This is a genomic window from Amycolatopsis alba DSM 44262 (assembly GCF_000384215.1).
Lineage (GTDB): Bacteria > Actinomycetota > Actinomycetes > Mycobacteriales > Pseudonocardiaceae > Amycolatopsis > Amycolatopsis alba.
In genome coordinates this window covers 5,941,195-5,966,464 of sequence record NZ_KB913032.1, presented here as the reverse complement: position 1 = coordinate 5,966,464, position 25,270 = coordinate 5,941,195, and the positions used below count along the sequence as shown (strand labels likewise).

The window sequence follows — 25,270 nt, the reverse complement described above, 5'->3', positions numbered from 1 at the left end:
CGGAGGTAGCGACATGACCGCACTCATCACCCGCGACGAGCTGAAGGCCGCGATCGACGCGAAGACCGTGACGGTCCTCGACGCGCTGGGTGGCGAGTACTACGCCAAACAGCATTTGCCCGGCGCCGTCCCCCTGGTCCTCGCCGACGTCGACGCACGGGCCGCGACCGTGCTGCCCGATCGCGGGGCCGCGATCGTCACCTACTGCTCGAACCCCGCTTGCCCCAACAGCGGACAGGTCGCCGACCGGCTCACCGCCCTCGGCTACACCGACGTCCGCAAGTACCGGGAGGGCATCGAGGACTGGGCGGACGCGGGACTGCCCCTCGAACAGGGCTGAGCCTCAGTCCTGCGGCGGGACACGCCGCCGCAGGATCGGGACCCCGTCGCCGCGGAGTTCGGGCAGATAGGCCGCCCGTCCGGTCATGGCCATGATCAGCGCCAGGGTCGTGCCAGAGACGAGCGGCCCGGACCCGGCGGCGAAGGGGCCGTCGGTCGCTTCCAGCCGCAGCCCGCCGATCCGGCCTTTCGCCATCACCACCAGGTCCGCGCCCTGGTAGTACCCGGCCAGCGCGGTGAGGACGGGAATCGGGTGCTCCCGGCGGATGCCGAGCGGTCGGCGGATGTCCTCGCCGTGGACGATCGCTTCACCGAGCATCGCCATCTTCGGCAGGGGCGGTTTCGTCGTGCTGCTGACGACACGGCGGAACCGTTCGAGTGTCTCTGCGCCGTCCTCGCCCAGCTGTTCGGCCAGTCGCACGGCGACCTGCTTGTCGAAATCGAACCGGCAGCGGATCACCCCGGCGAACCACCGCGCCGGGGTGAGGCTCGCCCCCGCGGTGAGGTGCGCGAGCACCTCCCGCACCGTCAGCCCGGCGCACAGCGACGGCGTCGCCCACTGCTCTTCGGTGAGCCCCGCCAGGTCGTTCGCCAGCGCCGCCCGTTCGGTGCGGATCAGCGGCCAGACCCCGGTCGCGGCGCGATCACGCGCCTTCGGTCCTGAATCCGTCATTCGGAGTCCCTCCAGTCTGCATTCGAAGGTGAGACTCCCGTCGCGGCACGGAATCATCGGTCCTCGATAATCAGCGGCGAAGCACGCCGTGCACCGAGAAAGTGGGGACCGATGATCCAGCGCTGGAATCCGGAGACCGTGGCGGCACCGATCGGGCTGTACAGCCATCTGGTCCGGGTACCCGCCGATCACGAACTCGTCGTCGTGTCCGGGCAGATCGGTGTGCTGCCCGACGGAGAACTGGCGGGACCCGACGCCGAGTCCCAGACCCGCGCGTTGCTCGCCAACCTCGAACGGCTGCTCGAAGCGGCGGGCGCCGGGCCGGAGCGCCTGGTCAAGGTGTTCAGCATGCTCTCCGGCACCGAGCACCTCGACGGCTTCCGCACGGCGATGCGCGAGACCTTCACCCGCTGGTACCCGGAAGCGGACTGGCCTGCCCAGTCGCTGATCGTGGTGGCCGCGCTGGCACGACCCGAACTGGTCGTCGAGGTCGAAGCGCTGGTCGCGGTGCCCAAGCTCGTCCCATGACGATGGGTACGGCGCTGCTCCTCCTCGGCGGCGGGATCCTCCTGGTCATCCTGCTGCTCCTCACCGTCGGGATGCTGCTGGGACGCCGGGTCCGGCGCGGCAGGAAGCGGGGTCGCTACCCCTACCGCTCCGGACCCGGCACCTACGACAACTCGTCGACAGGCGGCCCGCACTGAGCCCGATCAGGACTCCCGGCGCCTCCGTCCGGCGAGGAGGAGCAGGGCGCCGATGGCCAGCATCCCCAGTGCCAGCACCGACATCGTCTTCAACGGCGAGCCGGTGACGGCCAGTCCGGGCGGACGCGGGGTGTTCGGCGGCTGCGGGTTCGGCTTGTCCGGCGGCTGCGGCGTGGGCGGCACCCTGGTGTCGGTTCCGCAGTCGGGGTTCTCCGAACCCGGCGGGCAGTTGCCGCCGGGGGTTTCGGAGGTGACCACGTTGCGAAGGCGGTGGTCACCGGTCGCCGGCTTCCGCACGGTGACGGCGTAGGTGACCGTGGCCTTCTCCCCCGGCTTGAGCTCGCCCTTCCAAGTGAGCTTCGGCGCAGAGTAGGTGACGGTGCCCGTGCTCGCCTTCACGGTGCCGTCGAAGGTGGCGTCGTCCAGCACCTGGGTCAGGTCGTCGGTGAACGTCGCATCGTCCACCGCGGCCTGTCCGGTGTTCTCCACCGTGACGGTGAACGTGACGACCTCGCCCGGTTCGGCCTGGGTCTTGTCCACCGTCTTCTTGATCTTCAGGCTGGACAACGGTGTCGTCGTGCCGCACTTCGGATCCTTGCTGCCCGGCGGGCAGTTGCCGCCGGGGGTGTCGGTGGTGATCACGTTGGTGAGCTTGCCGTCGCCGCCGGTCTTGGTGACCTTGACGCTGTAGGTGACCGTCGCCGTCTGCCCGATCTCCAGATCACCGGTCCAGGTCAGCTTCGGCTCCTCGTAGGTCACCGAACCGATGGTCGCCGCACCGTCCTTCTGGAACACGGCGTCGTCGAGGACCTCGGTGAGGTCGTCGGTGAACGTAGCGCCGGTCAGTTTCGTCTTGCCGGTGTTGCGCACCGTCACCGTGTACTTGACGACGTCGCCAGGGTTCGCCGTGGCCTTGTCCGCCTTCTTCTCCAGTGAGATGCCGGGCACCGGGGTGACGGTCGAGCACGCCGGGTCGCCGGACTGCGGCGGGCAGGTGCCCGGAGTGTTGGTGCTGACGGTGTTCCGCAGTTCGTGGTCGCCCGTGACCGGGTTCTTCACCTTCACCGAATACTTCAGCGTGGTCGACGCCCCCACCGGGAGATCGCCGGTCCACACCAGGTTCGGCGCGGTGAAGGCGAACGTCCCGGCGACCGGCGCCGAAGCGGCGTCCTCCCGGTAATCGGCGTCGTCCAGGACCTCGGACAGATCGTCCGTGACCCGTGCGGCGTCCTCGCCGACCAGGTCGACCTTGCCGGTGTTGGTGACGGTCACGGTGTAGGTGACGACGTCGCCGGGGTTCGCGGTCTGCTTGTCCGACGTCTTCTTGACCGTCAGTTCGCGGGACGGCACGTCCGCGACACAGTTCGGGTCGGTCGAGCCCGGCGGGCAGTTGTTGCTCGGCGTCTCCGAAGTGACCACATTGGACAGTTTCTTGTCGCCGGTGTCCGGGTTCTTGATCTTGACCGTGTAGGTGATGGTCGCGCTCTGCCCGATGCCGAGGTCACCGGTCCACGTCAGTTTCGGTGCCGCGTACGAGACGCCACCGATGGTCGCCGCGCCGTCGTTCTGGTAGTCGGCGTCGTCGAGGACCTCGGTCATGTCGTCGGTGAACGTGGCGCCTGCCTGTGCGGTCTGCCCGGTGTTGGTGACGGTGATCGTGTACTTCACCGTGTCGCCGGGGTCGACCGACTTCTTGTCCGCGGTCTTCTTGATGAGCAGGCCCGACACCGGCGTGGTGGTGCCGCACTTCGGATCCGTCGAACCCGGCGGGCAGTTGCCGCCAGGAGTCTCCGACGTCACCACGTTCTTGAGCCGGTCGTCGCCGGTGTTCGGGTTCTTGACCTTGACGGTGTAGGTCACCGTCGCCGTCTCGCCGATCCCGAGGTCACCGGTCCAGGTCAGCTCGGGTTCCGCGTAGGACACCGCGCCGATCGACGCCGCACCATCGTTCTGGTAATCCGCGTCGTCCAGGACCTGCGTCAGGTCATCGGTGAACGTCGCGCCGGAGATCTTGGTCTGCCCGGTGTTCCGGACGGTCACGGTGTACTTCACGACGTCGCCGGGATTCGCCGACGACTTGTCGACGGTCTTCTCGATGAGCAGGCCCGACACCGGGGTTTCCGTGCCGCAGGCCGGATCCGTGGATCCCGGCGGGCAGTTCCCGCCCGGCGTCTCCGACGACACCGTGTTCTTGAGCCGGTTGTCACCGGTGTTCGGGCTCTTGACCTTGACGGTGTACGTCACCGTCGCCTTGTCACCGACTCCGAGGTCGCCGGTCCAGGTCAGCTTCGGCGAGGCGAACGACACTGCGCCGATCGTCGCGGCACCGTCGTTCTGGTAATCCGCGTCGTCCAGGACCTGCGTCAGGTCATCGGTGAAGATCGCACCGGTCAGCTTAGTCTGGCCGGTGTTGGTGACGGTGACCGTGTACTTCACCACGTCACCGGGGTTCGCCGACTGCTTGTCGGCCGATTTCTCGATCAGCAGACCCGACACCGGAGTCGTGGTCCCGCACTTCGGATCCGTGGAACCCGGCGGACAGTTGCCACCCGGAGTCTCCGAAGTGACCGTGTTGTTGAGCTTCTTATCGCCGGGGACAGGGCTCTTGACCTTGACGGTGTACGTGACCGTGGACGTGGCGCCGATCTCGAGGTCACCGGTCCACGTCAGCTTGGGTTCCGCGTAGGACACCGCACCGATCGACGCCGCGCCATCGTTCTGATAATCCGCGTCGTCCAGCACCTGCGTCAGATCGTCACTGAAGGTCGCACCGGTCAGCTTCGTCTGACCGGTGTTCGTGACCGTGACCGTGTACTTCACGACATCGCCAGGGTTCGCCGAGGCTTTGTCGACGGTCTTCTCGATCTTCAGACCGGAAATCGGCGTCGTCGTCCCGCACTTCGGGTCAGTGGATCCCGGCGGGCAGTTTCCGCCCGGAGTCTCCGACGACACCACGTTCTTCAACTGGTTGTCACCGGTGTTCGGGTTCTTGACCTTGACCGTATACGTCACCGTGGACGTCTCGCCGATCTCGAGATCACCGGTCCACGTCAGCTTCGGCGAAGCGAACGACACCGCACCGATCGACGCCGCGCCATCGTTCTGATAATCCGCATCATCGAGCACCTGGGCCAGATCGTCGGTGAACGTCGCACCGGTCAGCTTCGTCTGGCCGGTGTTGGTGACCGTGACCGTGTACTTCACGACGTCACCAGGGTTCGCCGACTGCTTGTCGACCGACTTCTCGATCGTCACACCCGACACAGGAGTGGTGGTGCCGCACTTCGGATCCGTGGACCCCGGCGGGCAGTTGCCACCGGGCGTGTCCGAAGTGACCACATTGGACAGTGTCTTGTCGCCGGGGTTCGGGTTCTTGACCTTCACCGTGTACGTGACCGTGGACGCCTGGCTGATATCGAGATCGCCCGTCCACGTCAGCTTGGGCGCTGCGTAAGACACCGCGCCGATGGTCGCCGTGCCGTCGTTCTGGTAATCCGCGTCATCGAGCACCTGCGTCAGGTCATCGGTGAACGTGGCACCCGGCAGCTTGGTCTGCCCGACGTTGGTGACCGTCACGGTGTACTTCACGACATCACCGGGGTTCGCCGACTGCTTGTCGACCGACTTCTCGATCAGCAGGCCCGACACCGGCGTCGTCGTCCCACACTTCGGATCCGTGGACCCCGGCGGGCAGTTGCCACCCGGCGTCTCCGAAGTGACCACATTGGACAGTGTCTTGTCACCAGGGTTCGGGTTCTTGACCTTCACCGTGTACGTGACCGTGGACGCCTGGCCGATATCGAGATCGCCGGTCCACGTCAGCTTCGGCGAAGCGAACGACACCGCACCGATCGACGCCGCACCATCGTTCTGGTAATCCGCGTCGTCCAGTACCCGCGTCAGGTCATCGGTGAAGGTCGCACCGGTGAGCTTCGTCTGGCCGGTGTTCGTGACCGTGACGGTGTACTTCACGACATCACCGGGATTGGCCGACTGCTTGTCGACGGTCTTTTCGATCTTCAGGCCCGACACCGGTGTGATGGTGCCGCACTTCGGATCGGTCGAACCCGGCGGACAATTCCCGCCCGGAGTCTCCGACGTGACCACGTTCTTGAGCTGGTTGTCGCCGGTATTGGGGTTCTTCACCTTGACGGTGTAGGTGACCGTCGACGTTCCACCGACGTCGAGGTCGCCCGTCCAGGTCAGCTTCGGTGCCGCAAAGGACACCGTGCCGATCGACGCCGCACCATCGTTCTGATAATCCGCGTCATCGAGCACCTGCGTGAGATCGTCCGTGAAGGTCGCGCCGACGATCTTCGTCTGGCCGGTGTTCGTCACCGTCACGGTGTACTTCACGACATCGCCAGGATTCGCCGACTGCTTGTCGACAGCCTTCTCGATCTTGAACCCCGACACCGGTGTCGTCGTGCCGCACTTCGGATCCGTGGAACCCGGCGGACAATTCCCGCCAGGAGTCTCCGACGACACCACGTTCTTCAACTGGTTGTCACCGGTGTTGGGGTTCTTGACCTTCACCGTGTAAGTGACCGTGGACGCGGCACCGATTTCGAGGTCGCCGGTCCAGGTCAGCTTCGGCGCCGCGTAGGACACCGCGCCGATCGACGCCGCACCATCGTTCTGGTAATCCGCGTCATCGAGGACCTGCGTCAGGTCATCCGTGAAAGTCGCACCGGTCAGCTTCGTCTGGCCGGTGTTCGTGACCGTGACGGTGTACTTCACGACATCACCAGGATTCGCCGAGGCTTTGTCGACAGCCTTCTCGATCTTGAACCCCGACACCGGAGTGGTCGTGCCACACTTCGGATCCGTCGAACCCGGCGGACAATTCCCGCCAGGAGTCTCCGACGACACCACGTTCTTGAGCTGGTTGTCACCGGTGTTCGGGTTCTTGACCTTGACCGTGTAGGTCACCGTGGAAACCGCGCCCACAGCGAGATCGCCGGTCCACGTCAGCTTCGGCGAAGCGAACGACACCGCACCGATCGACGCCGCACCATCATTTTGATAGTCCGCGTCGTCCAGGACCTGCGTCAGATCGTCGGTGAAGGTCGCGCCGGTCAACGTGGTCTGACCGGTGTTGGTGACGGTGACCGTGTACTTCACCACGTCACCGGGATTCGCCGACTGCTTGTCGGCCGACTTCTCGATCGTCAGACCTGAAACCAGTGTGGTGGTACCGCACTTCGGATCGGTCGAACCCGGCGGGCAGTTGCCGCCGGGCGTGTCCGAAGTGACCACATTGGACATCTTCTTGTCGCCGGGGTTCGGGTTCTTGACCTTCACCGTGTACGTCACCGTGGACGTGGCACCGATCTCAAGATCGCCTGTCCACGTCAGCTTCGGCGAAGCGAACGACACCGCACCGATCGACGCCGCACCATCGTTCTGATAGTCCGCGTCGTCGAGAACCCGCGTGAGGTCATCGGTGAACGTCGCACCGGCGAGCTTGGTCTGCCCGGTGTTCCGCACCGTGACCGTGTACTTCACCACGTCGCCGGGGTTCGCAGACTGCTTGTCCACCGATTTCTCGATCAGCAGCCCCGAAACCGGTGTCGTCGTCCGGCACTTGGGATCCGTCGAACCCGGCGGGCAGTTACCACCAGGAGTCTCCGACGACACCGTGTTCTTCAACTGGTTGTCGCCTGTGTTGGGCTTCTTCACCTTGACCGTGTAGGTCACCGTGGACGTCTCACCGACGCCGAGGTCGCCGGTCCAGGTCAGCTTCGGCGCGGCGTAAGTCACCGCACCGATCGACGCCGCACCGTCGTTCTGATAGTCCGCGTCGTCCAGGACCTGCGTCAGATCGTCGGTGAACGTCGCACCGGTCAGCTTCGTCTGCCCGGTGTTCCGCACGGTCACCGTGTACTTCACGGCATCGCCCGGATTCGCCGAGGCCTTGTCGACTGTCTTTTCGATCAGCAGACCGGAAACCGGCGTGGTCGTGCCGCACTTAGGATCCGTCGAACCCGGCGGGCAGTTACCACCCGGAGTCTCCGACGTCACCACGTTCTTCAGCCGGTTGTCGCCGGTGTTCGGGCTCTTCACCTTGACGGTGTAGGTGAATTCCGCGCTCTTCCCCGCCGCGAGCGTGCCGGTCCAGGTCAGCTTGGGAGCCGCATAGGACACCGAACCGGGCGACGCGGTGGCGTCGTTCTGGTAGACCGCGTCGTCGAGCACACCGGTCAGATCGTCGACGACCTTGAGATCCGCCGCGGTCACCCTTCCGGTGTTGGCGACGTTGACCGTGTAGCGGACGGTATCGCCGGGGTTGGCGGACTGCTTGTCCGCGGTCTTCATCACCGTGTAGGACGGAGCGGGCACCTTGGTCTTCGCGCACGCCGCGGCGGGATCGTCCGGGCACCGGTTGCCGGGCGGGACGACCGGCGGCGGTCCGGTCGGGACGGTCGCGCGGTTCACCAGTTCCTTGCCGATGGCGGCTTCGTCGACCTTCACGCGAACTGTCAGCGTGGCCGTCTCTCCGACGGCGAGGCCGTTGACGCTCCAGTCGATCGGCCCGGTCCCGGCCGCCGTGCCCTTCGAAGGAGTGGACGACACGTAGGTCGTACCCGGCGGAAGTGTGTCGCGCACCGTGAGCGCGGGCACGGGGATCACGCCGGTGTTCCGCAGGCCCACCTGGTAGGTCAGGGTGTCCCCCGGTATCGCCTCGGCGAGGTCGACCGTCTTCGTCAGCTGGTATCCCGGCGAGGCGACCGTGTTCCGCACCGTGTTCGACGTGCGTTCCTGCGGGCGGCCGGTGTCCTCGCCGCGGAAGGTCAGTTTCCCGGTGTTGTCGAGTTTGGTGCCGTCCGGCACCGAGGCGCCGACCTTGACCTTGAAGGCGACCTTCTGCGACTGCCCCGGATCCAGGTTCCGCACTCTGCAGGTGACCGCCTGCCCGACGGCCGAACAGTCCGGATTGGACCCGGCCACGAAGGTGACCCCGTCCGGCAGGGTGTCGGTGATCACCACGTTCGTCGCGGTGTCGAGGTCGGTGGTGGTGCCGTCGGCGTGCCGGTTGGCGACGTCGAAGGTGTAGGTGACGTCGCCGCCCTTGGCAACGTACCCCGGCGGGCTGTCGTTCGTGGTGCCTGCCGGGTCGTTGGCCTTGGTGATCTGCAGGTCCGGTTCGAGCGCGTCCGTGACGAGCCAGACCGTCTGCGGGTACAGCGCGTCGCCGACCGTCCCGATCTTCACCTGGAGCGCGCTGGTCCCCGCCGGGACCTTGCCGGTGATGTCGATGCTGCGGGCGTCGTAGCCGACGTTGTTGACCGGATTGGGGACACGCGTGGTGACGTTCGTTCCCGAGCCGTTGGCCGCGACCCGGTCGATACGGCTGCTGAACGCGTTGTCCGTCGAAACCCCCGCCGGCGAGGGCATGGAGACGGTCTGCAGGCTCGACGCGTTCGGGCCGACCTGGAGGTAGTCGCCGGTGATGGGCGCGTCGCCGTCACCCGCGACGATGCCGAGTTCGACGTTGGGCTGGCGCGAGTTCGGGGCCTTGATCCCGCTCAGCGCGATGGTCGCCGCGCTGGGCGCGCCGCCACCGGCGACGCGCTGCAGGCCATCCCACACCTGCAGGTAGCGCAGCGGTTCGCTGGGCAGTTCGTAGGCCACCACGAGCGACCAGCCGCCCCAGCAGCCCAGGTTGGTCCCGCTGATCGACTGCCCCATGCAGGCCTGGATGTCGGCGACCGTGTACTGGCCGACGCCTGCCTTGACCACCGCGTCCGTGACGTCGGCCGCGCCGCCGTAGGTGTACGGGACCGGGAAGCCGGACGTCGCCAGCGCGGGGAACCAGTCGTAGGTGTCGGCGGTGATCCGCTGATACGAGCTCGAACCGGGGGTCTTCATCGAGACCTGGTTGCCGCGGGAGCCGTCGCCGGAGATCCCGTCGGAAGCGACCGGGTTGAACTGCCAGTACAACCGGGCGTTGAGCACCTTCGCACCGGGCGGGACGATCAGGTTCGCCGCGGAGGCGGTGTTCCCCGGTGCGGCCGGGTCGGTCTTGATCCACGACACCGGGCTCGCGTTGCTCGCGGTCTCGTTGCAGATCACCCCGACGCCACACTGCACGACGGAGTTGGCGGCCATCGTGATACCGCCGTGCGCCAGGCCGGAGTACACCGGTTCCGGGCCGATCGGCCGTTCGGTGCCCGCTCCGCGCGGCTGCGTCTGGGCGGTCGCGGGCAGCGGGGCGCCCATCAGCAGGGCCACGACGATCACCGTGAGCAGCGCCATCGCCCGGCGCCACCGATTCCGCCCACGACGTTCCGCCATGCCGCCTCCGCCTCACCCCTCGCTCCCGTCGGCCCAGGTCAGGACGGCGGGGACAGCGAGTCCGATAAACGGTCATCCTGTGTCGGCAAGATCGTCCACGGCAACCGGGATCGACGGTGTCACCTGGATAAAACCCGTTGAGTGGCCCCAAAACCCCCGGACGGGTGATACACCGTCCACAGCGGACGGAATGCGAAGGGAGTGGCGTTTCACGGCGAAAACTGCCATTGTCGAACGCGTGATCGATCTTCCTTACCGTGGTTCCGGTCCTTATTGCTACACGAATTCCCTCGCGATGATGCTCGGCTCCGAAACCCCGCCGACGGACGTGCTCGAAACCGTGACCGGCAGCCCTTTCGGCATGCAGCTGGTCGGCGGTTCGTCGCCGTTCTTCGACGCCTTCGGCTGGGATCCCGACCTCGGCATCGGCGAGGCGCTCGACGTCCTCGGCTGGACGGCCGAAACCGTGAGCGAACCGGATCCGGAGGCCGCGTTCGCCCGGCTCGTCGAAAGCCTGGCCGACGGCCCGGTCCTGATCGGCCCGGTCGAAATGGGGCACCTGCGCCATCAGCCGGGGATGACCGGCCCGATCGGCGCCGACCACTTCCTCGTGGCGCTCGCCTCGGACGCCGGGTCGGTCCTCGTCCACGACCCGCAGGGCTACCCGTACGCGCGGATCCCGCGAGAGGATTTCGCCGCCGCCTGGCGTGCCGAAACCGTCGCCTACGGCAAGCCGCACACGATGCGCGCGAACTTCGCCCGCCACACCGTCGTCACCGACGAAGCCGCGATCAGCGCGGCGCTCCCACGGGCGATCAGGCGGCTGAGCGGCGAGGCCGGCACGGACCTCCCGCCCGGCAGTCTCGGCAACGCCGACGCGGCACTGGCGCTGGCCACCCGGATCGCCTCCGGCTGTGACCCGGACCTGCGCGGCATGCTCATCCACTTCGTGATCCGCGTCGGTGCCCGCAGGCTGTCCGACGCGGCGGTGTGCCTGCGCCGGGTCGGCCACGGCGTGGCGGCGGAGGTCGCCATCAGGCAGGCCCGGCTGATCGGTTCACTGCAGTACGACCTCGTCGTCGAGGACGACGTGCGCGCCGCCGGGACACTCCGGGCACTCGCCCCGGCCTACGAAGAGCTCCGGCTGGCCCTCACGTCATCCTGACGATCTCGCGCACGATCACCTCGGGTTCGGTCTTCGGGACGTAGTGCCCGGACAGCTCGGCGATCACGTGCCTGCCACCGGGCGAGAGCGCCACCCGGTGCGCGTGGGACGCGTTCGCCGCCGCCCGCATCCCGGCGGACATCCCGCCCCCGCCGCGTCCGCCCGACACCACGGTGAGCGGGATGTCCCCGAGCACCGGCGGATCGTGCCGCCAGACGGCCAGTTCGTCGAGGAAGGTGCGGGCCTGCTCCCGCTGGGTCCGCGTCGTCCCGACGGTGAACGCCTCACGTTCGAGGTCCCGGCGGACGTCGTCCGGGATGCCCTTCAGAAGGCCGCGAAAGAGGACTTTGAGCAGGCCGAGCCGCGCGAGTACGGCGCCGGTCCTGAGGATGACGCGTTCACCGGTGCGGAAGGCACGGCCGAAGAGCACCTCCGCCGCCTCGTCGGTCGGGTCGACCAGCACGAGCCCCGCGATCCGCTCGGGACGGCGGGCGGCGGCCTGGCGCACGATCGGCCCGCCCGCGCTGTGCCCGGCGAGGACGTACGGCCCCGTGCCGAAGTGGTCAAGGACGTCGTTGAGGTCGTCGGCCATCCGGCGCAGCGTCCGGCCGCCGGGGTCGGGTGCGCTGCGGCCGAGCCCGGAACGGTCGTAGACGATCGCACGGGCATGCCGGGCGACCTCCGGTTGGACCGCCGCCCAGGACGACCGCGTGGCGGCGGCCCCGGCTTCGAACACGACCGTCGGCCCGGTGAAGCCCTCAGGCCCGTGGAGCACCATCGCGTGGAGCCGACGGCCGTCGCGGGTGACGACCCATTCCGGCTCGCCTTGGGTGTGGCTCATCGCGCGGCGATCCTCCAGCCGGTGGCGTCGAGCTGCCGCCGCCAGAAATCGGCGAAACGTCCTTGCCGCGCAAGGAGTTCCTCGACGGTGCCGTCCTCGGTGAGCTGCCCGTCCTCCAGGAAGACGACCCGGTCGGCGTGCCGGATCCCGGCGATCCGGTGGGTGACGATCACCCGCGTCCTCGGTACGGGATCGGCGCTGAGGGACCGGACGACGGCGTCCTCGTTCTCGGTGTCCAGCGCGCTGGTGGCCTCGTCGACCAGCAGTACCGGCGCCGGTTTGAGCAGCGCGCGGGCGATGGACACGCGTTGCCGCTCACCGCCCGACAGCGCGCCGCCCGCCTCGCCGACGGCCGTGTGGTCCAGCAGCTCGTCGACCCTGGCGAGCGTGACGACCTCGGCGATCCTTTCCTCGCTCGCCGAGGGATCACCGGCCAGGACGTTCTCGCGCACCGAACCCTCGAACAGGTACGGCTGCTGGAAGACGACGGTGACGAGCTCCCGGCGGCCGGCCGCGGACAGCTCGGCGAGATCCGTCCCGTCGGCGAGCACGCGTCCGCTGGTGGGCTGGTGCAGCCCGGCGAGCAGGGCGAGGACGGTGCTCTTGCCGGAGCCGGACGGTCCGACGATCGCCGTCGTCATCCCCGGTTCCAGGGTGAGGTCGAAGTTCTCCAGTACGGCTTCGGTTCCGGGTGAATACCGGAAACCGACGTTCTCGAACCGGATCCGCGGAGCCCGCTTCCCCGGCTGGACGGCCTCGCCCGCCGGGGCGACGGGCGCGGTGAGCACGGTGCGGATGCGGCCGAGCGTGGTGGTGGCGGTCTCGATGCCGGGGGCGAGATCGCCGAGCGCGCTGAACGGCTCCAGGTACCGGGCGATCACGACGATCAGCGCGATCGCCTCGGGCACGCTCAGACCGTTTCGCGTGGTGAGGAGGACGGTCGTCCCGGCGAGCAGGACCAGTGCCAGCTGACCGGCGACGCCGAACAGCACCTGACCGGGGATCTGCAGGCGCAGCAGCCGGACGGTCGCGCCGTGGTGCGCGGCGAGCGCGGCGCCGGCGTGACTGCGCGCGGGTTCGACGCGGCGGGCGGCGCGCAACGTCTGCTGGGTGCGGGCGAACTCGACGATCCGCTCGGTCAGCGTGGTGTTCGCCTCGGCCGCCGCCCGGTCGGCGCGCCGGGTGATCCGCCCGGTCGCCCACAGCGCGCCCAGCAGCACCGGGACCCCGGCCAGCGCGGCGACCCCGAGCGGCCAGGCGATCGGCAGCAGGGCCAGCGCGATCGCGACCGGCAGCAGGACCGCGCCGATGAGCGGGGTGAGCAGGTAGCCGACCAGGCCGACGAGATCGGGACCGGTCGCGGCGATGGCCTGGCGGGCGGTCTGGGTGTTTTCACTGTCCAACCAGGACAGCCGGACGTTCGTCAGATGCTCGGCGACGTCGTGCTGGGCGTGGTCCAGCACGCCGAAACCGAGTTCGAACCCGAGCCGTCCCACGACCGCGTCGACGGCCCAGCCCGCCGCGGTGACGGCGGCGAGCGCGCCCAGCCAGGGCAGCGCTGCCCGGTGATCGGCGCCGAACAGGGCACCCACCAGCGGTACGAGCAGGACGACACCGGTGGCGCGCAGCAGCACCGAAAGCACGGCGAGGACGAGGTAACGCCGGAACGCCGGGCGTTTCGCCTCGGGGATCAGGCCCAGCAGCGTGCGGATCACGCGGTCACCCCCGCACCGGCTCCGGCCTGCCACAGCCGGGTGTAGCGGCCGTCCGACGCCAGCAGCTCTTCGTGGGTCCCGCTTTCGGCGATCTTCCCGTGGTCGAGGACCACGATCCGGTCGGCGCCGGTGACGGTGTGCAGGCGATGGGCGATGACCAGGACGGTCCGGCAGGCGGTGAGCCGGTCGAGTGCTTGTTGCACGAGGTACTCCGACTCGGGATCGGCGAAGGCGGTCGCTTCGTCGAGGACGAGGACAGGGGCGTCCGCGAGGATCGTGCGGGCGATGGCGACCCGCTGGCGTTCCCCGCCGGACAGCTGGGAACCGGCGCCGAGGACGGTGTCGTAGCCCTGGGGCAACCGCAGGATCCGCTCGTGGATCTGCGCGTCGCGGGCAGCGGCGGTGACCTGCTCTTCGGTGGCGCCGGGGACGGCGAGGGCGATGTTCTCCCGCACGGTCCCCTGGACGAGCTGCGGATCCTGCAGCACGAACCCCACCCGGCCGTAGAGTTCGTCGGCGGCGAAGGACCGGACGTCCCGGCCACCGACCCGGATCGTCCCCTCGGTCACGTCGTGGAACCGTGCGACCAGGGCGGCGAGAGTCGACTTCCCCGCTCCCGACGGGCCGACCAGCGCGGTCACCGTGCCGGGTCGCAAGGTCAGGGAAACGTTCTCCAGCACGGGAACCCCGGTGCGGTAGGCGAAGCCCACGCGGTCCAGCTCCACCGTGCCCGGCTCGACACCGTCCCTGACTTCAAGCTCCACTGTGGACAGTTCGGGTTCGTCGAGGACGACCTGGATCCGGCGGGCGGCGAGCATCCCTTCACGGACGCCGCCGAGGCCGTAGCCGATGCCCAGCAGCCGGGCGCCGAACGTGGTGCCCAGCAAGAGGAACGAGATCAGCGTCACCGGCTCCATCGCCATCAGGATTCCGGCGCCGGTGATCAGCAGCAGGAACGTGGCGGGCCGGGTGGCGAAGTCCAGCATGGTCTTCTTGCCGGTGAACGGGCGCTGCCAGTCGCCGAGGAAGCCGATGTACCCGTCGAGCCGCCGCCGGAACGACGACGCCGCCGCGCCGCCGAACACCCGGATCACCGGCTGTCCCTCCAGGTACGCGCCCGCCTCGCCCGCCATCCGTTCCGCCCAGCGCATCGCCTGGCCGGTCTTGGGTCCCGATTGGACGACCATGATCGACGTGGTGACCAGGTAGACGAGGATCGGGACGAGCAGGACGAGGGCGAGCCGCCAGTCGACCGCGAACAGGTACACCAGCACCGCGACCGGCGCGACGACGGCGGCCACCGCGTCGGGAACGGCGTGCGTGACCAGGTAGTGGAGCGAGAGCGTGTCGCCCTGCACGAGTTTCGCGACCGTTCCCGAACCGCGGGCGGTGAACCAGCCCAGCGGAAGCCTCGCGAGCTTGCCCAGCAACCGCTGCCGCAGGTCACGGGCGAACCGCGCGTCGGCCGCGTGCAGCCAGAGCACGAGCGCGGACTCGAGCAGTGTTCCCACGCCGAGCAGCACCAGCGCCGCAACACCGATCGCCCACAGCGATTCGCCGCCCGTGAGCAGCCGCCGGACCAGCTCCACCAGCAGCACGAACGGCGTGAGACCGATCAGGGTCACGATGGCCTGCAGGATCCCGGCGAAGATCAGCGTGCGCCGCACCGGCGCGAGCAGCCGTCCGGCGGCCTGTGCCCGCCAAGCCCCCTTGGTCGCCTTCTCGACCGGCTTCGGGGCCTCGGGCGCCGGTGCTTCCTTCTCGCCGCGGAACCCGCCCATGGCCCGGCCGTAGTACCAGTACGCCCGGCCGTGCACCTCGGACTTGGGGAAACCGAACGTGTCCCGCAGGCGGGTCTTGAGATGTTTGAGCGAGCCCGCTTCGGGTGCCAGCCACGCCTGCCAGTCCGACCAGTCGCGCGTCTCGATCGCCGCGGCCAGCGACGTCGCGTCCAGGCGCGGCACCCAGTGCACGGCCAGCCTCGCGTGGTGGCCCAGCGGGATCAGCCGGTCGGTCTCGTCGTGCTCTTCGAGATAGAGCTCGACGGGGAGGTCCGCCGGGACCACTTCGAGGATCGCGTTGATCGCGGGGATCGAGGCGGAGTCGCCGATCAGCAGATAGCCGGCGGGCGGTTCGGCAGGCACCGCGAAGGACGACGAACCCAGCGACATCACCGGAACCGTCGACCCCGGCCGCGCTTCCCGCAACCAGTGCGACGCGGGACCGGCGGGTTCGTGCAGGACGACGTCGATCGCGAACCTGCCCGACTCCGGATCGGCTTCGGTGAGCGTGTACGCGCGCTGGAACTCCGTCTGGCCGCCTTCCGGGTCCGGGAACCAGAACCGGAGCCAGGCCGTCGGCTCCACGACGACGTCTTCGAACAACGTCGGCGAGACGAACCTGACCCGCACGAAACCCGGCGTTATCTCTTGGGTTTCGACGACGGTCGCTTCGTGGTCCCTGGCCCCGAAACCCCGCATCACCGCGCCTTGGAACCCGCGCGCCATCACAGCCCCTTCCCGGTGGACGCCAGATCGGCCACCATCTCGGCGACCGGCCTGCCCGGCGGGCAGGACCCGATCAGGCCGCGGATCGACGCGGTCAGCAGCAACCGCACGTACTCGGGCCGCGGCACCTGCGGCAACGCGGCGGACGGCGCGGCGAGCCGATCGTCGACGGCCAGCCGGTCGCGGACCGCCTGCCGCTCCCGGTCCAGCCCGTCGCCGTCGGCCTCCTCGGCCGCCATGCTGTTCTCCTCGGACGCCGTCATCGCGATGGTCAGCGACGCGACCGCGCCGCTGAGCACGATCGCCTCGGCGGGCGCGTACCCCCGGCGGACGAGCGCGTCGACCTCGGTGTTCAGCAGGCGCTGACCGCCGTCCCCACGCGGGAACAACAGCTGCAGATAGGTGACCAGGCCCGGCTTCTCCAGCACGAAGGCCCGCATCTGCAGGGCGAACGACAGCAGGTGCTGTTCGAGGTCGTGGTCATGATCGTCCTGAAGCCGCAGCTCGGCCAGGATGCTCTCCCCGACCAGCCGCTCCAGCCCCCACCGGCCGTCGACGTGCCGGTAGAGAGCGGTCGCGGTCACCCCCAGCCGGGCCGCGACCGCCTTCACGCTGAGCCGTCGCATCCCGAGCTCCCGTCCGGCGCGCAGGATGTCGTCCCTCGCGATCTTGGCCGGACGGCCCCCGATATTGGACATCCCACCCCTAGCCCTAGAAAGTTACAGGGGGAAACTAAGGGTAGACTTACTTCGCTGTCAAGTGTCGGCTCACCCGAGGGCACCTGAGCACTTTGCCCGGCTTCACAATGGGGTCGTGAGTGGCGATTCGGGTTAGAACGGACCCGTATTTGTCTACCCGCTGGTGCGACTGGCGGTCGAGTGTGGAGGATTCGGGACGTTCAACGTCCTGATTCCTCCACGCTCGGTCTCGGTGATGAGGGATTCGGGACGTTGTACGTCCGGAAGCTTCCCCCGTCGCGTATCTGCCACCGGTCGTGACCGGTGCGACCTTGATCAACGGAGGATCGGGGACGGTGAGCGTCCCGGATCCTCCGTTGATCAAGATTCAAGACCGGGCGACCGCCCGACAGCCGCGGAACCGCCACCCACGCGCAGGTCAGGCGCGGGTAGGCAAATGCTGGTCCGCTCTAACGCCCCTTACCACTCACGACCCGTCACTCACGACGGCACCGGCGGGGCAGCCGAAGCGGGCCCCGCCGGTGCTTCCCTCCCCGCCCTGCCGGCGAGTCTCAGTGGGTTCAGAACGTGACGGTGAAACCGTCGATGCTCCCGGTGTCGAACCGGTACACGTCCTGCGCGCTCAGCTTCCAGGTGCCGTTGGCCGCCTCACCGGAGGCGTCGACCGTGAAGGTCTGGTGCACCCCGTCTGCCGAGCCGACACCGCCGGAACCCTTGAGCCGGTAGGCCTTGCCGCTCGGCCCGATCAGGTCGAGGACGAGGTCGGCGCTGTAGGTGTGCGACACGTCCACCTTGACCGGCAACGACGCGGAAGCCTTGCCGTCACAGCCTTCCTGGGTCACCGAACTGGTCACCGCCGCCCCGGCGTCCGGAATGGACACCGGCGTGGTGTTCGACTTGGCGCCGCACTTCGGGCCGGGGCCGCCGCTGCCGATGGACGACACGTTCAGCAGCTTGTTCGGCGAACCGCTGCCCGCGTTCTTGATGACACCCGAGCTCGCGCCGTTCACCAGCGCGTCCCGGACCTGCTGCGGCGTGGCGCCAGGATTGGCCGACAGGTAGAGCGCGGCCGCGCCGACGACGTGCGGCGTCGCCATCGAGGTCCCGCTCATACCCGCCGAACCACCGTTGTTCGGGCTCAGCGACGTGATGTTCGTGCCGGGCGCGAAGATGTCGGTACAGCTGCCGTAGTTCGAGAACGACGACCGGTTGTCGCTGGAGTCCGAAGCGTTGACCGTGATCGCTTCCGGCACGCGGGCCGGGCTGGTGTTGCAGGCGTCGGTGGAGGCGTTGCCCGCCGCCACGCCGTAGACGACGCCCGAGGCGATCGACCGCTTGAGCGCGTCGTCACCGACGCCGGGAGCGTCCATCGTCAGGCTCATGTTCGCCACGGCGGGCTTCTGCGCGTTGGCCGTCACCCAGTCGACGGCGTCGATGATGCCGGAGTCCGGACCGGTGTTGTCGCAGCCCAGTGCCTTCAGCCCGACGATCTTGACCTTCTTCGCCACACCGTAGGTCTTGCTGCTGATCGTGCCAGCCGTGTGACTGCCGTGCCCGTTGCAATCCTTGCCGTCTCCGCCCATGAAGTCCTTGCCGAGACTGGCGCGGCCTTCGTACTCCGGGTTCGACGGGTTGATGCCGCTGTCGATGTCGTAGGCGGTGACGCCCGCGCCCTCGTTGGGATAGGTGTAGGCCTTGTCGAGCGGGAGGTCCTTCTGGTCGACCCGGTCCAGGCCCCACGTCGGGTTCTGCTGGGTGCCCGTGCCGCGTGCGGTACCGTCTTCGTAGACCGCCTTGACCGACGGGTCCGCGGCCAGTTTCCGCGCTTCGGCCGGGGTCATGTTCTTGGCCGAGAACCCGCGGACGGCCGTGGTCCACACCGAGCGGACCTCGCCGCCGTACCGCTTCGCCAGATCGGCGGACACCGCCTGCCCGGCCGCGGCGACGTCGTGAAGGACGACGATGTACTGGTCGCCGTAGTGTTCCTTGGCGGGAATCACCGCACCTTCGGCGGCGACGGCGGTTCCGGCGCCGAGTGCGAGCAGCGGGATCGACAAACCGAGTGCCAGCAAGGATTTCGTCTTGTCACGCATGGTGGTCACCTCTGTTTCGGCGAAGTTCACTGGACGGTGAGGGTGTACGTGGCGGTCGCGGTCTTGCCGCCGCTGTCCTTGGCGGTCACCGTGACCGGGTACGTGCCCGGCCGGAACGGCGCGAAGACCTGCATGGTCGAGCTGCCGCCGCTGGACACGCTCCGCGGCGAGAACATCGGGTTGATCGGCAGCCCGGAACCACTGGCGGACAATGTGATCGAGCCGCTGCCGCCGGTCGCGGTGACGGTGGCGCTCACCAGCGAGCCCGCGCGGCCGGAGCCGGACGACGGGTTCACGGTCACCTTCAGGTCGCCCGCGGGAGGTTCGCCCGACCCGACGGTGAGGGTGAGCCCGGCGGTGGCCGTCTCGGTCGTGCCCTTTCCGGAAATCGTGACCTGATAAGCTTTTTCCGGCGTTCCGGCGGCGGTCTCGATGGTCAGTTTCGCCACTTCGCCCGCCTTGATCGTGGCGGGCTGGAACGTGGCCTTGGCGCCCTCGGGCAGCCCCGATGCCGAAAGCGTGACGTTCTCCGCGCCGTTCTTGCCCGGCTTGCTCGTGACACTCGCCGACACGTACTTCCCCGGCAGCACCTTCACCAACGAAGGCGACGCGGCGAGGGTGAAGGCGTCTCCCGGCTGCTCGCCGCCGATCTGCTCGGCGACCCAGTCCCCCATGTCGTTGTTGAGCCTGCTGTAGACGCTGTACCAGCGGAAGTCGCTGCGGCTCCAGGAGGTGATCCCGACGACCTTCCCGCCGACGACGAACGGGCCGCCGCTGTCACCGGGCAGGACGGTCTTGCGGCCGTCGGAGTACCCGGCGCAGATCATCGTCTTCGGGTCGACGCCGTTCTCCACGCCGGTGCACTGGCTCGCGTCGACGATCGGCAGGGTCAGCTTGTGCAGGGTGACGTCCTGAGCGGAGTCGTTGATGTCCTTCTTGCCGTAGCCGAGGCTGAACCCGTCCTTGCCGGGCGTCTCCAGGCCGGTGTCGGCGGAGGTGGCGACCTTCGCGTAGCCGCCCGGCGGGGCCGGGATGTCGCCGTCGACGGTGATCACGGCGACGTCGTAGCCGTTCCAGGGCTGGGTGAACTTGGGGTGGAGCTTGTAGTCGACGGCCTTCAGCTGCGTGCCGCCCGCGCTCTTGAGGTCGTCGAGTCCATAAAGGACGCTCTTCTCGCCCGCCAGTTCCTTGCAGTGGGCCGCGACCATGACCTTCCGCGGCGCGATGACGGAGCCGGAACAGCTCTGCCCCTTCGGCCGCGAGCCACCTTCCCGCAGGGCGGCGATGACGTACGGGTAGTCCTTCACCGACGCGGGCGAGCCGCCGATGCTCTGGCCGTGGACGCCGCCCGAAGGCAAGGACGCGACATCGGTGGGGGCGACGGCACGGGAGGAGTCGGCCGCGACGGCGATACCCGCCGCCGGTGCCAGCGCGGCCAGGGTCAGGGCGACCACGCCGAAGATCCGTTTTCTGCTCACGGTGATTCCTTTCAGGGAAATCGCGAATGCAGGACAACTGTCGGCCGACGGCGGAAACGGAACAATAGTGGAGCGCGGCACCGGATCCACTATTTAAAGAAACAGCCTCTCACCTGGGGTTTCTTCACGAATTACCCAGCGAATCGCCGAATACGGACCCCTAGGGAATGGGGTCAGGCGGTTTTGGAACCTTCCCCGGTCGCGGTACGGAGCAGGTCCTCGGTCAGGACGGTGCGCGACGGCAGTCCCAATTTGCGCAGCGCCCGTCCGACGTGGATCTCGACCGTCCGCGGCGAGAGGAACAGCCGCTCGCCGATCTCCCGGTTGGTGAGATTCTGCGCGGCGAGCCGGGCGACCTCGAGCTCCCTCGGCGACAGCCCCTCGCCGTACCCCTTGCGGCCGCGTCGGGGCATTTCCGGATCACACCGGCGCAGTGACCGGCGGCAGCGGAGCGCGTCGACGGCGGCACCGAGGCTCGCGTACACCGTCTCCGCGGTGGTGAAAGAAGCGACGGCGCGCGCCTGCTCTCCCGCTTCCGAGAAGCAGACGGCCGCGAGTTCGTCCGCGTAGGCGGCGAAGTACGGGAACGGCAGGGCGCAGTACGCTTGCGCGGCGCCAAGCAGCAGATCACCGGCGGCCAGTGTCTCGCCGCGCGCCTGTGTCAGCATCCCCCGGCACAGCAGCGCCGACGCGTTGGCGACGGGCGCGTCCTTGCCGTCGATGCCCTGCCGATACTCCGCGAGCAGTTCCCTCGCCTCGACGTGCTGTCCCAGCCCGAGCATGGTGCGCACGGCGAACGGCATCAGTTCGGCCGCCCAGACCCAGTTGTTCTTGCGGCGCACGGTCTCCAGGCCGTACTCGGCCAGGCGCCGGGCGGCTTGCAGGTCCTTGCCCGCCTGATGGACCGCGACGCGGCCCGCGTACGCCGAAGCCTGCACCGGAACACTGCCCGCGGAAAGCGCGAACGCCGCGTCGAAACTGCGCAGTGCCGCCGTCGGCCGGTGCTGCCCGTACTCGTACCAGCCGAGCACGAGCAGCGGCTCGGCGGCCAGCGAGCTGTCCTTGTCGACCCGCGTCAGCATCGCCCGAGCCTTCTCGGCGACACTCGCCCACTCCCCCATCGCGAGGTCGAGGCGCAGTTCCGTACCGTCGGCCAGCGCGTCGAGATAGGGCTGGTGGTCGTCGCGGATCAGCCGCCGCGCGGTCGAGAGGTAGGCCCGCGCGACCGGGTAGTGCCCGTTCCACGCCACCGCGTCGGCGAGGTTGATGTAGGTGCGGGCCACCTGGCGGCAGACTTCGGCCGATTCCGGGGCCCTCGGGAGGTCCGCGATGTCTTGCCAGGCCTCCGGATCGGCGATCTGCATCCGCGCCGAGAGCCGGTTGGCGGCGATCGCGGCGAGCAGCCCGGCGTCGTGCTCCCCCTTGCTCGCCCGTTCGGCCTCGTCGAGCCAGCGGAAGTTCTCTTCGACCGGGACCGTCCCGATATGCGGCAGCGCCAAGGTGACCAGTCCCCTGGCGAGCAGCGCCTGCCGCCTGCCGAGGTCGGCCGCGCCCAGTTCGATCTCGAGCCTGCCCGCTTCCACCTTGCCGACCTGGTTGATCAGCACCTGGCCGAGGTGGACCCGGATCTCGCCCCGCGCGGCCTTGCTCAGCGGCCATTCGCGCAGGATCTCCCGCAGCAGCCGGACCGTGCCGGCGTGCGCGATGCTGCGCGGCAGTTCCCGGCCGAGCCGGACGGCGAACGACTCGCGCGCGCTCCGCGGCAGGTCCGTGTCCCGCAAAGCGGCTTCGAGCAGACGGCTCGCTTCCTCGGTCCGGCCGTCTTCGATGGCGTTGTCGACCGCGACGCCGGTCCATTGTGTCCACGCGTCGATGTCACCCGCGAGCCGCGCGTGGCGGGCGATGAGCGACGCGAAGGGCTCGGCACCGGACGCGAGCCGGGCGGCGGCGCGTCCGTGCATCGCGCACCGCGAAGGACCGGGAAGCAACGCGTAGACCGCTTCGGCGATCAGCGGGCTCCCCGAGACGTACCGGCCGCGGCCGAGATCCCGCAGCAGTCCCGCCTCCACGGCTTCGGTGACCGCTCCGGAGATCCCGCCGGACGACGCCGACACCGCGCCCAGATCCGGTTCCCCGGCGGATGATCCCAGCACCGCGGCCGCGCGGACGACGTCCTGCGCGGCCTGCCCGATCGCCGTCATCAGCCCGGCGACCCGGCTCCGCACGATCGGCGGCACGGTCGCCGATGCCAGCCTGTCCGCCGAAAGCGCCTCGGCCGTGTCACCGACGCTCTGGACCAAGGCCGTCAGGTCGACGGCGATCCCGGACGTCCGCCGGTGCGCCGCTTCGGCGAAATCCGGCGCGCAGCGGCCGAAGGAGGCGTCCAGCAGTGTCCGCACCTGGTCGGCGGTGAACGCCGGGAGCGAGAGCTGCGCGGCGGTTTCCCGCAGCGGCGGGAATCGGCGCGGACCGCACGCCGCCGCGCTGACCACCACGCTCAGCGACGTCGCCGGGGACGCCGCGAGACCGCGCAGGAACTCCCACGTGTCGTCGTCGGCGGCGTGGACGTCGTCGAGCACCAGTACCGCCGGACCGCAGCCGGTCAGTATTTCGCGCACGGCGCGGAACTCCTGCTGCCGGACGGTGTCGGCGTCCGCGTTCTCCGGGAACGACGGCAGCCACGGCGACCATTCGGGGATCAGCCGTCGCAGGACGCCGGTCACCGGGGAGAAACCCGCCGCATGGGCGGCGGCCACCTCGCTCTTCCCGAGCAGCGCGTCGACCAAGGGCGCCAGACGGCACGGTCGCGCGAAGGAACCGCATCGGGCGGACCAGACCACGCGCGACGCGATCACGGGATGGGCAGCCAGTTCTTCGAGCAGGCGGCTCCGGCCCACACCCGGTTCGCCCTCGACGACGGCGACCGACGGCGGGCTAGCGGCGACGCGCACCAGTTCGGCCAATTCGGTGTCGCGGGCCACGAACACCGGTGCCGCACCGATCGTCGGCATGCTCGGGACCATACCGATAGGACACCCGCCGAAAGGCGGGAACACGAACAGTGACCACGGGCCGGGGGCTTTCCGCTGGTCCACACCACCGGAGTCACGACGTTAGCTCGATCGGGCGACGCCGACCTGCGCTACGCGAAGGCCCGCATCGGCAATACGGACCCTTAGGTATTGCCGCGAACCTTGCCACGAGGCCACCAGAGGGTGAATCTCAGACTGTTCACAGTGCCCCTGTGTCACCTCGTCACAGCGCAAGTCCCCTGCTCGCGCCGGTCGGCCACCCAGTCGGGTAGCCGAAGTCCCCACCAGTCTCTTCCGGGTAGCCGCCCGCGCGTGCTTCGCGTTCGACCATCCAGTTAGGAGTGTTCCGACGGTGAAGATCTCACTCAGGCGCGGGCTGGCCACGGCCTGCGCCGGTGTCGCCGCGATGGTCGCCCTGCAGGCGCCCGTCTCCGCGGCGCCCGCGATCACGGCGGCCACCACGATCCCGATCAAGATGCAGGCGCAGGAGAAGAGCAACTGGTGCTGGGACGCCAGCGGCAACACCATCGCCGCGTACTTCGGGCACTCCATCTCCCAGACCAAGTTCTGCCAGGTCGCGCACAACGAGTCCGGTTCGGACTGTGCGAACAACCAGGGCTACCTGAGCGATCAGCAGCGCGTGTTCCGGTGGCTCGGGTTCAGCAACGTCGGCAGCTACAACTCCTCGGGCCAGACGCTGAGCTTCGCGACCATCAAGGCCCAGGTCGACGCGCGGCAGCCGATCGGCACCCGGATCGGCTGGACCAACGGCGGCGGCCACATGCACGTGCTCTACGGCTACGACAACACCAATGGCGCTACGACGGTGTACTACGGCGACCCGTGGGGTTCGAGCCCTCGCTACAACCAGATGAGCTACAACGCCTACCGGTCCAACAACTCGTTCACCTGGACCCACACCGTCTACGGGATCAAGGACTGAAACCATGAAGCGAACCTTCTTCGGCGCCACGATCCTCGCCATCGGACTGTCACTGGCACTCGGCGGCCACGCGTCCGCGGCCGACGCCCCCAGCGGCGCGCCCACCACCGCCGACCTCGCCGCGGTGTCCACAGTGGTCACCAGTGACGCGACCACCCAGCGGCTCGCCAAGGCGGTGTTCCCCGGCGCCGCCAAGGCCGACACGGCCATCGCGGCCAGGACCGCCAAGGCCGATCCGCGCACGCCGGTGGCGGTGTACCAGCCGACCGCGGGCTTCATCGCCGGAACGTCGGCCGTCCCCGCCGAACTCGCCTACGTCGCCACGCCTGCCACGCTGGGCAACGGCGACGCGGCGACCGTGTGGTCGCAGCGTGAGGGCTCGGGCTGGTCGGTCTACAACGTCGCCTCGGGTGACGTCGAAAAGCGTCTCGCGGCGCGGGCGGGCAAGGGCTATCTCCTGAGCGAGCCCCAGGCAGGCGCCTGGTACTCCGTCGACGGGGACACCGTGACCGTCCTCGACGGCTCTTCGGTCGCGAAGACCGGCGAGAAGATGACACTCGCCGCCTACCGCGAGGCCCTGCAAAGCCGCTACGGCGACAAGCTGCCCGGCTCGACCTACGACCGCACCGGTGCCGCCGGTGGTTACGGCGCCGCCCCGGTGGGCGACACCTCGGTGCCGTGGTGGCCGTACGCACTCGGCGCGGTCTTCCTCGCCGCGGCGGGCGCGCTCGTCACTCTCCGGCTCCGCAGGCAGTAAGCGCCAAGGGTGCCGGGACCGCGCGGG

15 protein-coding genes are annotated in these 25,270 nt (G+C 68.9%); 6 read left to right on the top strand and 9 right to left on the bottom strand.

Annotated features, from left to right (window positions below; translation table 11 throughout):
- Positions 1-13: 13 nt before the first annotated feature.
- A complete protein-coding gene (locus tag AMYAL_RS0128060) occupies positions 14-340 on the top strand; it encodes a rhodanese-like domain-containing protein (protein ID WP_020634598.1) in 327 nt (108 codons plus the stop codon).
- Positions 341-343: 3 nt separating this feature from the next.
- Here AMYAL_RS0128060 and AMYAL_RS0128055 read toward each other — a convergent pair whose 3' ends face one another.
- Entirely contained in the window at positions 344-1,012 is a 669-nt protein-coding gene (locus AMYAL_RS0128055; RefSeq protein ID WP_020634597.1) for a maleylpyruvate isomerase family mycothiol-dependent enzyme, read from the bottom strand.
- A gap of 111 nt (positions 1,013-1,123) precedes the next feature.
- Between AMYAL_RS0128055 and AMYAL_RS0128050 the strand changes: the two genes are divergently transcribed.
- Together AMYAL_RS0128050 and AMYAL_RS0128045 are read left to right on the top strand one after the other, a co-directional pair.
- A complete protein-coding gene (locus AMYAL_RS0128050; RefSeq protein WP_020634596.1) occupies positions 1,124-1,540 on the top strand; it encodes a RidA family protein in 417 nt (138 codons plus the stop codon).
- Positions 1,537-1,716 carry a hypothetical protein gene (locus AMYAL_RS0128045; protein WP_020634595.1) on the top strand — a complete coding sequence of 60 codons (180 nt, stop codon included), beginning with the start codon at positions 1,537-1,539 and terminating at the stop codon, positions 1,714-1,716. Before AMYAL_RS0128050 ends, AMYAL_RS0128045 begins: the two co-directional genes overlap by 4 nt.
- Positions 1,717-1,722: 6 nt before the next feature.
- Here the strand turns inward: AMYAL_RS0128045 and AMYAL_RS0128040 are convergent, their stop codons facing one another.
- Entirely contained in the window at positions 1,723-10,014 is an 8,292-nt protein-coding gene (locus tag AMYAL_RS0128040; RefSeq protein WP_026467516.1) for a DUF7927 domain-containing protein, read from the bottom strand.
- A 238-nt stretch (positions 10,015-10,252) separates the two neighbouring features.
- Here AMYAL_RS0128040 and AMYAL_RS0128035 point away from each other — a divergent pair, with 238 nt between their 5' ends.
- On the top strand, positions 10,253-11,179 hold the full coding sequence (locus AMYAL_RS0128035) for a hypothetical protein (RefSeq protein WP_020634593.1): 927 nt from the start codon (positions 10,253-10,255) through the stop codon (positions 11,177-11,179).
- On the opposite strand, the gene AMYAL_RS0128030 is transcribed toward AMYAL_RS0128035, so the two are convergent.
- From AMYAL_RS0128030 to AMYAL_RS0128000, 7 genes are all read right to left on the bottom strand, one after another.
- A complete protein-coding gene (locus tag AMYAL_RS0128030; protein ID WP_020634592.1) occupies positions 11,166-12,020 on the bottom strand; it encodes an alpha/beta fold hydrolase in 855 nt (284 codons plus the stop codon). The two genes, AMYAL_RS0128035 and AMYAL_RS0128030, sit on opposite strands and share 14 nt — an antisense overlap.
- The gene (locus tag AMYAL_RS0128025) at positions 12,017-13,735 is read right to left on the bottom strand and encodes an ABC transporter ATP-binding protein (protein ID WP_020634591.1); all 1,719 of its coding nucleotides are present in this window, start codon (positions 13,733-13,735) and stop codon (positions 12,017-12,019) included. The genes AMYAL_RS0128030 and AMYAL_RS0128025 overlap by 4 nt, the downstream gene beginning before the upstream one ends.
- A complete protein-coding gene (locus tag AMYAL_RS0128020; RefSeq protein WP_020634590.1) occupies positions 13,732-16,242 on the bottom strand; it encodes an ABC transporter ATP-binding protein/permease in 2,511 nt (836 codons plus the stop codon). Before AMYAL_RS0128020 ends, AMYAL_RS0128025 begins: the two co-directional genes overlap by 4 nt.
- Positions 16,242-16,940: a TetR/AcrR family transcriptional regulator gene (locus AMYAL_RS0128015; RefSeq protein ID WP_020634589.1), complete on the bottom strand. Its 699-nt coding sequence runs from the start codon at positions 16,938-16,940 to the stop codon at positions 16,242-16,244. The genes AMYAL_RS0128020 and AMYAL_RS0128015 overlap by 1 nt, the downstream gene beginning before the upstream one ends.
- A 560-nt stretch (positions 16,941-17,500) precedes the next feature.
- A complete protein-coding gene (locus tag AMYAL_RS0128010) occupies positions 17,501-19,033 on the bottom strand; it encodes a S8 family serine peptidase (protein WP_026467515.1) in 1,533 nt (510 codons plus the stop codon).
- A gap of 26 nt (positions 19,034-19,059) precedes the next feature.
- Positions 19,060-20,511 (bottom strand): trypsin-like serine protease, encoded by a 1,452-nt coding sequence (locus AMYAL_RS0128005; RefSeq protein ID WP_020634587.1) that lies wholly within the window; start codon positions 20,509-20,511, stop codon positions 19,060-19,062.
- A 173-nt stretch (positions 20,512-20,684) separates the two neighbouring features.
- Positions 20,685-23,522, bottom strand: coding sequence for a helix-turn-helix transcriptional regulator (locus tag AMYAL_RS0128000; protein WP_245193089.1), 2,838 nt, complete (start codon positions 23,520-23,522; stop codon positions 20,685-20,687).
- A 373-nt stretch (positions 23,523-23,895) separates the two neighbouring features.
- Between AMYAL_RS0128000 and AMYAL_RS0127995 the strand changes: the two genes are divergently transcribed.
- Both AMYAL_RS0127995 and AMYAL_RS0127990 read left to right on the top strand, forming a co-directional pair.
- Positions 23,896-24,486, top strand: coding sequence for a papain-like cysteine protease family protein (locus AMYAL_RS0127995; protein ID WP_020634585.1), 591 nt, complete (start codon positions 23,896-23,898; stop codon positions 24,484-24,486).
- Between the two features lie 4 nt (positions 24,487-24,490).
- Complete coding sequence (locus tag AMYAL_RS0127990; protein WP_020634584.1) at positions 24,491-25,243, top strand: hypothetical protein; 753 nt, start codon at positions 24,491-24,493, stop codon at positions 25,241-25,243.
- Positions 25,244-25,270: the final 27 nt, after the last annotated feature.